At 66.0% G+C, this 11,269-nt stretch carries 12 protein-coding genes; 9 read left to right on the top strand and 3 right to left on the bottom strand.

What is annotated here, in order from left to right:
- Positions 1 to 9 precede the first annotated feature (9 nt).
- Positions 10 to 504: a hypothetical protein gene (locus tag BA190_RS11455; RefSeq protein WP_156771486.1), complete on the top strand. Its 495-nt coding sequence runs from the start codon at positions 10 to 12 to the stop codon at positions 502 to 504.
- 79 nt (positions 505 to 583) lie between these two features.
- Here BA190_RS11455 and BA190_RS11450 read toward each other — a convergent pair whose 3' ends face one another.
- The 3 genes from BA190_RS11450 to BA190_RS11440 all read right to left on the bottom strand — a co-directional run bounded on the left by BA190_RS11450 (position 584) and on the right by BA190_RS11440 (position 3,523).
- The gene (locus tag BA190_RS11450; protein ID WP_068286510.1) at positions 584 to 1,435 is read right to left on the bottom strand and encodes an oxidoreductase; all 852 of its coding nucleotides are present in this window, start codon (positions 1,433 to 1,435) and stop codon (positions 584 to 586) included.
- A 127-nt stretch (positions 1,436 to 1,562) separates the two neighbouring features.
- Positions 1,563 to 2,558, bottom strand: a complete 996-nt coding sequence (locus BA190_RS11445) for a Gfo/Idh/MocA family protein (protein WP_068286507.1) — start codon at positions 2,556 to 2,558, stop codon at positions 1,563 to 1,565.
- Complete coding sequence (locus BA190_RS11440; RefSeq protein ID WP_068286504.1) at positions 2,555 to 3,523, bottom strand: Gfo/Idh/MocA family protein; 969 nt, start codon at positions 3,521 to 3,523, stop codon at positions 2,555 to 2,557. Before BA190_RS11440 ends, BA190_RS11445 begins: the two co-directional genes overlap by 4 nt.
- Before the next feature lie 89 nt (positions 3,524 to 3,612).
- Here BA190_RS11440 and BA190_RS11435 point away from each other — a divergent pair, with 89 nt between their 5' ends.
- The 8 genes from BA190_RS11435 to BA190_RS11400 form a co-directional block, all read left to right on the top strand.
- Complete coding sequence (locus BA190_RS11435; protein ID WP_245314686.1) at positions 3,613 to 4,353, top strand: FadR/GntR family transcriptional regulator; 741 nt, start codon at positions 3,613 to 3,615, stop codon at positions 4,351 to 4,353.
- A gap of 45 nt (positions 4,354 to 4,398) precedes the next feature.
- Positions 4,399 to 5,976: an ABC transporter substrate-binding protein gene (locus BA190_RS11430; RefSeq protein ID WP_068286502.1), complete on the top strand. Its 1,578-nt coding sequence runs from the start codon at positions 4,399 to 4,401 to the stop codon at positions 5,974 to 5,976.
- Positions 5,977 to 6,164: 188 nt separating this feature from the next.
- Positions 6,165 to 7,124, top strand: a complete 960-nt coding sequence (locus BA190_RS11425; RefSeq protein WP_068286499.1) for an ABC transporter permease — start codon at positions 6,165 to 6,167, stop codon at positions 7,122 to 7,124.
- A 1-nt stretch (position 7,125) separates the two neighbouring features.
- Positions 7,126 to 8,007 carry an ABC transporter permease gene (locus BA190_RS11420; protein WP_068286493.1) on the top strand — a complete coding sequence of 294 codons (882 nt, stop codon included), beginning with the start codon at positions 7,126 to 7,128 and terminating at the stop codon, positions 8,005 to 8,007.
- Between the two features lie 18 nt (positions 8,008 to 8,025).
- Positions 8,026 to 8,955 (top strand): dihydrodipicolinate synthase family protein, encoded by a 930-nt coding sequence (locus BA190_RS11415; RefSeq protein WP_068286490.1) that lies wholly within the window; start codon positions 8,026 to 8,028, stop codon positions 8,953 to 8,955.
- Between the two features lie 2 nt (positions 8,956 to 8,957).
- The gene (locus BA190_RS11410) at positions 8,958 to 9,974 is read left to right on the top strand and encodes an ABC transporter ATP-binding protein (protein ID WP_068286486.1); all 1,017 of its coding nucleotides are present in this window, start codon (positions 8,958 to 8,960) and stop codon (positions 9,972 to 9,974) included.
- A gap of 1 nt (position 9,975) precedes the next feature.
- A complete protein-coding gene (locus BA190_RS11405; RefSeq protein ID WP_068286483.1) occupies positions 9,976 to 10,956 on the top strand; it encodes an ABC transporter ATP-binding protein in 981 nt (326 codons plus the stop codon).
- Positions 10,953 to 11,269: dihydrodipicolinate synthase family protein (locus tag BA190_RS11400; RefSeq protein ID WP_202908456.1), on the top strand; the 317-nt coding region annotated here is incomplete at its 3' end. The genes BA190_RS11405 and BA190_RS11400, both read left to right, overlap by 4 nt.

The following is an 11,269-nucleotide window of genomic DNA, read 5'->3' as shown; positions in this document are numbered from 1 at the left end:
GGGGCTGGCATGCAGCATAGAGGTTGTATCGCTTTGGCGGCGGCGAGTATTGCTCTGCTCGCGGGCGGGAGTGCGAGAAGCGAGGTCATCGGCCGTTACGACATGGGGCAATGGGTGATCGAAGCCAATGCCAGCAATGGCCGCTTTGAATATTGTGCTTCCAGCGGCAAGTATTCGAGGGGCGCGGCGGTGCATTTCCTGCTGACGCGGGAAGCGGCCTGGGGCATGGTCATCGAGAATCCCAACTGGAACTGGGTCAGGGATTCGCGAGGCGATGTGACCTATTGGGTCGACAATTACCGTTCGCGTGCCAGCGGCGCCAAAGCCACGGCGCCGACCCGGCTGCTGATTCCGCTGGCCGATTCCACGCAGCTCTTCCAGGAGATCCGGGCCGGTCGGGTTCTCTATTTCCAGCCTCGCGGCAACAAGTCTTTCTCGGTTACCCTGAATGGTACGTCGTCGGCCCTGAGTGCGCTGATGCAATGCGTGACACGCTACCGCTAGATCGTCGAGAAGACGCGTCCGGCTTCGACGCGTCTTCGCCATTCAAGGCTGGCGGCGAAACGTGGCGCTACCGTTTCGCCTATTGCCCCTCAGGATAGTCGGCACCCTCGGTCACTGCCGCCCAGGCGTCGAAGTCCTGTGCGAGCTGGGACAGCTTGATGCGGGCGCCTTCGAGAGCTGCCTTGCCGAGCAGCAGCCGCAGGGGCGGATTCTCGGCCTCGACGGCCTTGACGATCGCCTGGGCGGCGCGAACCGGATCGCCCGGCTGCTTGCCGCTATTGCCCCGGATCTGGCCCTGACGAACGCCCGCCGTTTCGCGATAGGCCGCGATGGTCTGCGGTGCCTCGTTGGCGGAACGGCCCGCCCAGTCGGTCCGGAACGGGCCGGGTTCGACGATCAGCACCTTGAGGCCCAGGGGCGCGACTTCCTGCGACAGCGATTCCGACAGGGCTTCGACCGCGAATTTGGTGGCGGTGTAGAAGCTGACGGAGGGCGGGGCGCGCAGGCCGCCGATCGAGGAGATGTTGACGATGGTGCCCGAACGCTGCTGGCGCATTGCCGGCAGCACCGCGCGCGTCATCGCCGTCAGGCCCCAGACATTGATGTCGAACATCTTGTGGACTTCGGCCATGTCACTCTCTTCGAGCGAACCGAAATAGCCGATGCCGGCATTGTTCACCAGGACGTCGATGCGGCCGAACCGGTCCAGCGCCACGGCCAAGGCAGCATCGATATCGGCCTGTTTCGTCACGTCGAGCTTGAGCACCAATGCCGTATCGCCGAACTCCATGACGAAGTCCTCGAGTTGGGCGGGATTACGGGCGGTGACGACGGTCGGATAGCCCAGCGAAAGCGTGTGGCGCGCCAGTTCGCGGCCAAAGCCGGTGGAGCAGCCGGTGATGAACCAGACGGGCTTTGCAATTTCTGACATGACAATCTCTTTGGAAAGCAAAGGTAAGGCATCTTACATAGAACCAACACTCTTGCTCAATAACCGGGGTAAAAACATACAGGCCGTATAGCCTGCCTGATGAATAGCCGGCTCTTTATCGCGTTTTTCAGCCTGGTCGGGCCAGCGTGATCTCCCGCCTTTCGGCATTGGCTCGGCTAGCGGCATCGAGGCAGGCGATCAGCTGGCGTGCATAGGGTCCATCGACGGGAACCGGCGCGCTTGCCTCGATGGCGGCTGCCATGGCCCGCCATTCGGCCTCGACCGCGCGCTGCATCCAGTCCGGATCGGCGGAATGGGCGATCGGCGTCCAGCTGCCGCTGCGCCCGATCGAAACGCCGTTTTCGAAATCGATGCGCAGGGTGCCGCCCTCGCAGACGAGGTCCATGGCGAAGCTCACGGCGCCGTCGCGATAGCCGATGCTGGCGACCTGGCCGATGCGCCCGTCCGTGAAGCGCAGCAGCATCAAGGCACTGTCATCGGCTTCCTGCTGGTGGAACCAGGTGCCGGAGAGGGCGCTCACCCCGGCGACTTCACCACCCATCAGCCAGACGAGGCGATCGAGGGCATGGATGCCGGCCGTCATCAGCATGCCGCCGCCCGTCGCATGGGAGAGATGCCAGGGGCGCCGATTGGCTTCCATCCACAATTTGATCATCCAGCTCGAGCCGAGCACCGGCCGGCCGAGCGTGCCGCCGTCGAGGATCTCCCGGGCGACGAGGCAGGGGCGGGCGAAATGCATGACATGGCCGACCATCAGCCGGATATCGGCCTGTCGCGCGGCAGCATTGATGGCGTCGCATTCGGCGAGTGTCGGTGCCATCGGTTTTTCCAGGAGGATGTGCTTGCCGGCCCGGGCCGCGGCCACCGCCATTTCAGCGTGGAGATGATGAGGGGTGGCAATGACGACGGCGTCGACCGCGGGGTCGTCGAGCAAGGCGCGCCAATCGGTGTGGGCATTGCCGCCATGTTCGTGGGCGAACACCCGGGCGGCTGCGGCGTCTTCCCGGCATATGGCCGCGACACGAAGGCCCCGCGTCGCCGCAATCGCCCTGGCATGAACCGCACCGAAATGGCCGGCCCCGATGATGCCGATACCGATCATGCCATCGCCCTCCGATAGGCCTCGTCGATCAGCGTCATGGCCCGCCAATAGTCTTCGATGCCGACGAGAGGGGCTTCGCCGCGTGCCAGCCGGGCCAGCGTATCCGCCATGAAGGCCTTGTAGCGCTCACCGGGCAGCAGGGGCGGTTCCCCGCGCACGGCCGCATCGTCGAGCGTCGTGGTGCTGCAATGATCTCCGCGGTCGACGAGATAGGCGTTTGCACTGGAGACACGCCATTCGAAGTCGCCGCCCCGTGCCATCGAGGCATAGGTATAGCCGGCCTCCACCGTGACGATCAGTCCCCGGTCGCTGCGCAGGGTGAGGACGGCGTAGTCTTCGACGGCCTCGCCATGGAGATGGCCGAGAGAGGCGGAAACCAGTTCCAGCCCGTCATGCCCCGCCAGGGCCAGCGCGGCCTCGACGCCATGGATGCCGAGATTGCGCAGGGCGCCGCCGCCGCTGGTCTGCGGTGTCAGTAGCCAGGGCACGCCGTCGATCCGGTAGCGCTCCGGCGGTCCGTTCACGATGCGGAACTGGGCGTGGGAAAGCCCGCCGAGCCGGCCGGCGGCGGCGAGTTCGGCAATACGCGGCCAGATCGGGCTGCAGCGATTGGGAAGCGGCACGGCGATGAAGGCGCCCCGCCGGCCGCGATCCCTGAGCGGTTCGAGTTCGCCTGCCGTTAGTGCCGCGGGCTTTTCCAGCATCACGGCAAGCCCCGCATCGACAAGCGAGATTGCGCGCTCGACCAGACCCGTTGGCCTGCCCATCAGCACCACCAGGTCCGGCCGGGCCCTGGCCAAGGCCTCGGGAGAGGCGTGGGTCTCGAGGCCGTTTTCCCGGGCAAAGCGCGCCGCGACGTCGGCATCCTCGTCCCACACCCCGGTGATGGTTGCCCCGGCCTGGTGGGCGGCCTCCCGGTGCATGGCCGCATGCCAATGTCCGACGCCGGCCAGGGCGATGCGCATGGCCATTTCCTCCACGGTTCAAAGATTGACTTGACAGATATCCTACAAGTCAATCACTATCAAGCCACGGACAACGAGGGCTGGTGGCTGTGGATGTGGCAGGGGCAGGCAAGGTGAAGTCGATCAAGCCGCTCGACCGGCCGCCGCTCCTGCATGTCTCCGTGCAGGAGAGCCTGAAGAGCTATATCGCCGACAACCAGCTTGGACCCGGCACGGCTCTGCCACCGGAAAGCTTCCTCGCCCAGCAATTGGGCGTCAGCCGCAATTCGGTGCGCGAGGCGATCAAGGCGCTGGAGTCGGTTGGTATCCTGGAGACGCGCCGCGGCATCGGCGTCTTCGTCAAGGCCTTTTCCTTCGCGCCGCTGCTCGACAATCTCGCTTATGGCCTGGGTGGGGCCCTGCGCGAGGTCGAGGAGGTGCTCGAGATTCGCCGTGTGCTCGAGGTCGGCCTGATCGCCAAGACGGTCGCGCTGATCGGTGAGGACGACATCGAGGAATTGCGCCAGACGGTCGAGCAGATGCGGCAGGCTGCCGAGCGCAACCAGAGCTTTGCCGCCGAGGACCAGCGTTTCCACAATCTGCTGTTCCGCTGCCAGGACAATCGCATGCTGACCAGCCTGATCGATGTGTTCTGGCTCGCCTTCTACAAGGCATCGGATTTCGTCAACCTGGCCAATATCGATCCGATGGCCACCTGGCAGGACCATTACGACATCTATGCCGCCGTGGCGGCGCGGGACGTCGAGGCCGCTCGCAGCCGGCTCGACCAGCATTATGACGGCATCGCCCGCCTGCTCGCGACCAGGAAGACAGCGCCGACGCCCGACTGAGAGGCCTGCGGCACGACCAGACAAGAAGAGACGAGGGGAGAAATCATGGCACTGAGGAAGATCGCGCTCGCGCTTTTGGCCGCGACGATCATGGCAATGCCCGCTGTCAAGTCAGCCCGGGCTGCGGATGGCACGGCGATAACCGGGGCCTTCGATGTCGGTCCGGGCGGGTTCCAGGGCAATTTCAACCCGCTGGCCGCCACCGGCGGCTTCACCTGGCTCAATCTCTATTTCGAGCCTCTGGTGATCTATGACGGCAAGCTGGAGAAGATCGAAGGGGCGCTCGCCACCAAATTCGAGGTCGGCGCCGACCGGCTTTCCTACAGCTTCACCCTGGCCGACACCAAATGGCACGACGGCCAGCCCTTCACCCCGGCCGACGTGAAATTCACCATCGAGACCGCCAGGAACGGCGCCACCGGTTCGGTCTTTGCCGCCCGCCTCAGCGCGATCCAGGCGGTCGAGACCCCCGACGCCCATACGGTGGTGCTGAAGCTGTCGGCCCCGAATGCCGGCCTGCTCGACACGCTGACCCAGTTGATGATGTTGCCCCAGCACGCGCTCAAGGATATTCCGGCGGAGACGCTCGCCAAGAACCCCTGGTGGTCGAAGACGCCCGTCGGCACCGGCCCCTTCAAGTTTTCGCGCTATGTCACCGACCAATATGTCGAGCTTGCCGCCAATGACGATTATCGCGGCGGCAAGCCGGTGACGGGCCGCATCATCAACCGCTATTTCGCCAACACGGCGGCGGCGGTAGCAGCCCTGCGCGCCGGGGAGATCAGCTTCAGCTATGTGGAAGCCGACGACGCCGCCTCCTTCAAGGGCAACGATGCCTATCGCGTCATCGACGGCAATTCCTTCGTGGTCAATTATCTCGGCTTCAACCAGGAGGCGCCCCTGTGGAAGGACCTCAAGGTGCGCCAGGCCGTGATGCACGCCATCAATCGCGACGCGATCGTCCAGAGCCTCTATGGCGGGGCCGCCAAGGCAGCCAATTGCGGCTATGTCGCCGACCGGCTCCAGCCCGCCGGCCTCGATCCCTATGGCTATGATCCCGAAAAGGCCAAGCAATTGCTGGCCGAGGCGGGCTGGGACAAGATCAATGGCGACAAGCCGATTACCCTGCTGACCTATTACAACACACCGCAGGCCACCAACGTGCTTGCCGCCGTGCAGGCCATGCTGTCCCAGGTCGGCATCAATGTGGTGCCGCGCGCCGTCGATACGCCGACCTATAACGGCACCATCTATGCCCAGAAGCCGGATTGGTCGCAGTTCCCGCTCGTCTATGCCGGCCTGCGCAACGGCCCGGATCCCGGCGGCCTCAATATGGGCCTTAACGAAAAGCAGATCCCGCCGCAGGGCGCCAATTTCCTGCGCATCAAGATGCCAGCGGTGACACAAGCCTTCGATGCGGCGCTGAACGAATCCGACGATGCCAAGCAGGCCGAGCGCTACCAGGCCGTCTGCAAGGCGATGAATGCCGATCTACCCTGGGCGACGCTCTGGGTCGCCAATCGCTATGGCGTGGCATCGAGCAAGCTCAAGAACTTCGTATGGCTGCCGGCGCCTGGTGGTGGGCCCTATGCGGCGCATCCGGAGAAATGGGCGGTGGAATAGGGAGGCGCGACAAACCTTCTCCCCGTGCGGGAGAAGGTGCCCCGAAGGGGCGGATGAGGGGGAGAAACGCCACTTAGCAAGGCATCTGCTTGCACCTCTCATCCGTCATTGCTTCGCAATGCCACCTTCTCCCGCGAGGGGAGAAGGTTAGCCGCGCCTGTCTGATCGCGCCCACCATGAGGAACGCCATGCTGCGCTATTACCTCAACCGCCTGCTGGTCGGGGCGGCGATGCTCGTCGCTTTGAGCCTCCTGGTCTTCGTACTGCTGCGCCTGGCGCCTGGCGATCCGATCGATGCCTATATCAATCCGAATGTCGCGATGTCGCAGGAGGACATGGCGGCGGTGCGCAGCCGGCTCGGCCTCGACCAGCCTTTGCCGGTGCAATATGCAGCCTGGCTCGCCAGCGCGGCCAGGGGAGACCTCGGCTTTTCGCTGCAGCGCAACGGCGACACGGTGCTCGGCCTCATCGGCGAGCGTCTCGGGCCGACACTGCTGCTGATGGGAGCAGGGCTGGCGATCGCCATCGTCGTCGGCATCGCCACCGGCATTCTCGGCGCCGTCAGGCGCAACTCGTCGACGGATGTGGGCCTGTCGATCGCCGCCTTCTTCGGCATCTCCAGTCCCGCCTTCCTGACGGCCCTGGTCGGCCTCTACGTCTTCTCGGTGCTGCTGCGCTGGGCGCCGTCGGGCGGCATGCTCACCCCGGGCGCGCCCTTCTCGGTGGCGGACCTCTTGCGCCACCTCATCCTGCCGGCTCTCCTGCTCTCGATCGGCCATGCCGCGCTGATCATGCGCTATATGCGCGCCTCGCTGCTGGAGGTGCTCAACCAGGACTATGTGCGCACGGCCCGCGCCAAGGGCGTCAAGGAATTCTGGGTCATCGTCAAGCATGCGCTGCGCAACGCTCTGCTGCCGGTGGTCACGCTGATCGGCTCCACCATCGGCATTGCCGTGGGCGGCGCGATCTTCCTGGAAAGCGTGTTCAACTGGCCCGGCATGGGGCTGCTGCTCGTCAATGCGGTGTCGACGCGTGACTATCCGGTGATCATGGGCGCGACTCTGGTGGTGGGCGCCTGCGTCATCGTCGTCAACATCCTCACCGACGTCGCCTATGCGGCCGTCGATCCGCGCATCAAGGTTGCCTGAGATGGCGCTTTCGACACAGCTTCGGTCCCGTGGCAACGGTCCGCTCGCGCGGGCGATGAGGCGCTTTGCCGCCAACAACGTCACGCTTGTGGGCCTTGCCATCCTGCTGGTCATGCTGGCGCTGGTGGTCTTCCATCCCTGGCTGCTGCGCTACAAGCCCAACGACATCGACCTCCTGGCCATCAACAAGGGGCCCAGCGCCGCCCACTGGTTCGGCACGGATGGTGTCGGGCGCGACATTCTCGCGCGCGTCCTGCGCGGCGGCCGCATCTCCCTGCTGGTGGCAGGCAGCTCGGTGGTGATCTCGCTGGTCATCGGTTATCTCGTCGGAGCGCTCGCCGCCATGGCGGGGCGTGTCGCCGATGCGGTGATCATGCGCCTGGTCGATCTCGCCATGACGCTGCCGCCGGTGATCCTGCTCCTGGTGATCGCCTCGATCACCGGCGCGGGCATCCTCTCCACCATCGCGGTGATCTCGCTGCTGTCCTGGCCGGTGCTAGCACGCATGGTGCGGGCGCGGCTGATGGAACTGCGCGAGCGCGACTTCGTCATCGCCGCGCGCGGCATGGGTGCCTCGCTCGGCCACCTGCTCTGGCGCCATGGCCTGCCCAACACCATCGACATCCTCGTCGTCTATGCCGCGCTGCAATTTGCCGCCGCCATCCTGCTGGAAGCGGGCCTCTCCTTCCTCGGCCTCGGCATCCCGCCGCCGGAAGCGAGCTGGGGCAACATGCTGAACGCCGCCCGCAGCACCGTCGTGCTGGAGCAATACCCCTGGCAATGGCTGTTCGCCGGCGCTGCCCTCGTCCTCACCGTGCTCGCCATCAATTTCGTCGGCGATGGCCTGCGCGATGCCTTCGATCCTCGTTCCGAACTCAACTGACTGCAGAGAAGGTTCTCCATGTCTTCCGCATCCCCCCTGTTCCACGGCGTCGTGCCGCCGGTCGTCACGCCCCTGACCGCCGATCTCCAAGTGGACTATCCCTCCTTCGCGCGGGTGATCGAGCACCTGATCGCCGGCGGCGTGCATGCCCTGTTCGTGCTGGGATCGACCAGCGAGGTCGTCTTCCACGACGAGGCCACGCGCCGGAAGGTGCTGGAATTTGCGGTCGAGACCGTCAATGGCCGGGTGCCGGTGCTGGCCGGCGTCGTCGATCCCACCACCGATCGCGTCATCGCCCATGCCAGGACGGCGCAGTCGATCGGGGTGAGTGCGGTGGTCGCCACCGCGCCCTTCTATGCCCGCACCAGCGCGCCGGAGGTGATCGATCATTTCCGCTATCTGCGGGAAGCGATCGACGTGCCGGTGGTCGCCTACGACATCCCGGTCTGCGTGCATTTCAAGCTCGATCGCCACACCGTGGTGACGCTGGCCCGCGAGGGCAGCATCGTCGGCCTGAAGGATTCCAGCGGCGACGACGGCAATTTCCGCTATGCCCTGATGGACCTTGCCGATCGTCCCGAGATCATGATGATGACCGGCTCGGAGATCGTCTGTGACAGCGCCCTGCTGATGGGGGCCCACGGCATCGTGCCCGGCCTCGCCAATGTCGATCCTGCCGGCTATGTCCGGCTCTACGACCTCTGCCGCAAGGGGGACTGGGCAGGCGCGCGCCAGGAGCAGGAGCGCCTCTGCCGCCTGTTCGAGATGGTCTGGGTCGCCGCGCCGCGCGTCAGCGCCGGCTCGGCCGGCGTCGGCGCCTTCAAGACGGCGATGCGCCGGCTCGGCATCATCGAGACCAATGAGATGGCGCGTCCGCAGCGGGCGCTGAACGAAACCGAGGCGGCCACGATCGAGACGATCCTGCGCCAGACCGGCCTGTTGGGCTGAGCATGGCAATGGCCGCGCAGCCGATCCTCGCCATCGAGGGCCTGAACACGGTGTTTCGCGTCAGCGGGCGCGAAGTGCCGGCCGTGTCGGATCTCGACCTCGCGATCGGTGTCGGCGAAACACTGGCGCTGGTGGGCGAGTCCGGCTCCGGCAAATCGGTGACCGGCCAGTCCATCATGGGATTGCTGCCGGGCAGGATCGCGCGGGTGGCCGGCGGCAGCATGCGCTTCCGCGGCAGGAGCGGTGCCCTGCGCGATCTCACGACGCTCGATGCCGAAGAGCGACGGCGCATCCGCGGCAACGAGATCAGCATGATCTTCCAGGAGCCGATGACCAGCCTCAACCCGGTCTACACCATCGGGGACCAGATCGCCGAGCCCATCCGTGTGCACAAGGGCCAGCCGCACAAGGCGGCCATGGCTGCCGCCGTCGGGCTGCTCGACAAGGTGGGCATTCCCGATCCCGCCCGGCGGGCCCGCCAATATCCGCACGAGCTCTCCGGCGGCATGCGCCAGCGCGCCACCATCGCCATGGCGCTCGCCTGCGATCCGGTATTGTTGTTCGCCGACGAGCCGACCACGGCGCTCGACGTCACCATCCAGGCCCAGATCCTCGACCTCCTGCAGCGCCTGCAGGCGGAGAACGGCATGGGCGTGCTGTTCGTCACCCATAATCTCGGTGTCGTCGCCGAAATCGCCCACCGCGTTGCCGTGATGTATGCCGGCCGCATCGTCGAGCAGGGGCCCGTTCGCGAGGTCTTCCGGCGTCCGCGGCATCCCTACACCAAGGGCCTGCTCGCTTCGGTGCCGCGACTGGGCGAGGCGACCCGGCTCAAGAAGGCCGGCGGGCGCCTCGCCGCCATCCCCGGCGCCGTGCCGAGCCTCGCCGCCATGCCGCAAGGGTGCGCCTTCGCCGCCCGCTGCTCCCTGGCACTGCCGGCTTGCCGGGAAGCCATGCCCGCTCTGGCGGAAGTCGGGCCTGATCATGCCAGCCGCTGCATCCGTTCGCAGGAGTTGTGAGATGGAGACGTCCCCTTCCGGATCACCGCTTCTCAGCGTGCGCGGCCTCGCCAAGCAGTATGGCGGCGGCTTCGGCCGCGCCGCGCCCGTCCGGGTGCTCGACGACATTTCCTTCGAGGTGAAGCGGGGCGAGGTCGTCGGGCTGGTCGGCGAGTCCGGTTCGGGCAAGACCACGATCGGGCGCTCGATCCTGCGGCTGATCGAACCGAGCGCCGGCGAGATCATGTTCGACGGCAGCGACATCGCGCGCCTGTCGCCCGGGGATCTGCGCCGCCAGCGCCGGCGCATGCAATATATCTTCCAGGACCCCTTCGCCAGCCTGTCGCCGCGCATGACCATTGGCGAGATCCTGACCGAGGGACTGAACATCCAGGCGATCGGCACGCGCCGCGAACGCCAGGACAAGGCCCGCGCCGCCCTCGAAGCCGTCGAGCTGCCGCCCGATGCCCTCGACCGCTACGCCTACGAATTCTCCGGCGGCCAGCGCCAGCGCATCGGCATTGCCAGGGCGCTGATCCTGCAGCCGGACCTGATCGTGGCCGACGAACCGGTTTCGGCCCTCGACGTTTCGATCCAAGCCCAGATCGTCAATCTCCTGCGCGACCTCCAGGCCCGTCTCGGCCTGACCATGCTGTTCATCTCGCATGATCTCGCCGTGGTGGAGTTCATCGCCGATCGCGTCATCGTGCTCTATCTCGGCCGCATCATGGAGATCGCCCCCTGCGACCGGCTCTACGAGGCGCCCAGGCATCCCTATACACGGGCGCTGCTATCGGCGATCCCAGAGCCGGATCCCGACCGGCCGCGTGCGCGCCAGATCCTGAAGGGCGACATTCCCAGTGTCGCCAATCCGCCGTCGGGCTGCGTCTTCCGGACCCGCTGCCCCCACGCCATCCAGGCCTGCGCCCGTGAGATCCCGCAGCTCGAGGAAGTCGAGCCCGGCCATTTCAAGGCCTGCATCCGACAGGACATCAGCCTATGACCCTTCGCGGCAACTGGGCCACGTTGTTGCTGCCGATCACACCGGACGATGCCATCGATTTCGGCGGCCTCGGCGAGGAGATCGACATCCTGATCGCTGATGGCGTCGACGGCATCTATTCCAACGGCACGGCCGGCGAATTCCACAACCAGACCGAAGCCGAATATGAGGCGATCCAGGCTTTGCTGGCCGAAAAATGCCGGGCGGCCGGTATGCCCTTCGTGATCGGCGCCTGCCAGGGCGATCCCCGCCAGTCGCTGGAACGGGTGCGGCGGGCGGGGGGGCTACAGCCGGCGGCGATCCAGGGCATCCT

The organism is Labrys sp. WJW (assembly GCF_001676615.1).
In the GTDB taxonomy this organism is placed as follows: Bacteria; Pseudomonadota; Alphaproteobacteria; order Rhizobiales; family Labraceae; genus Labrys; species Labrys sedimenti.
Note: the sequence above shows the minus strand (reverse complement) of the source record. Positions and strands in the feature narration are given on the sequence as shown.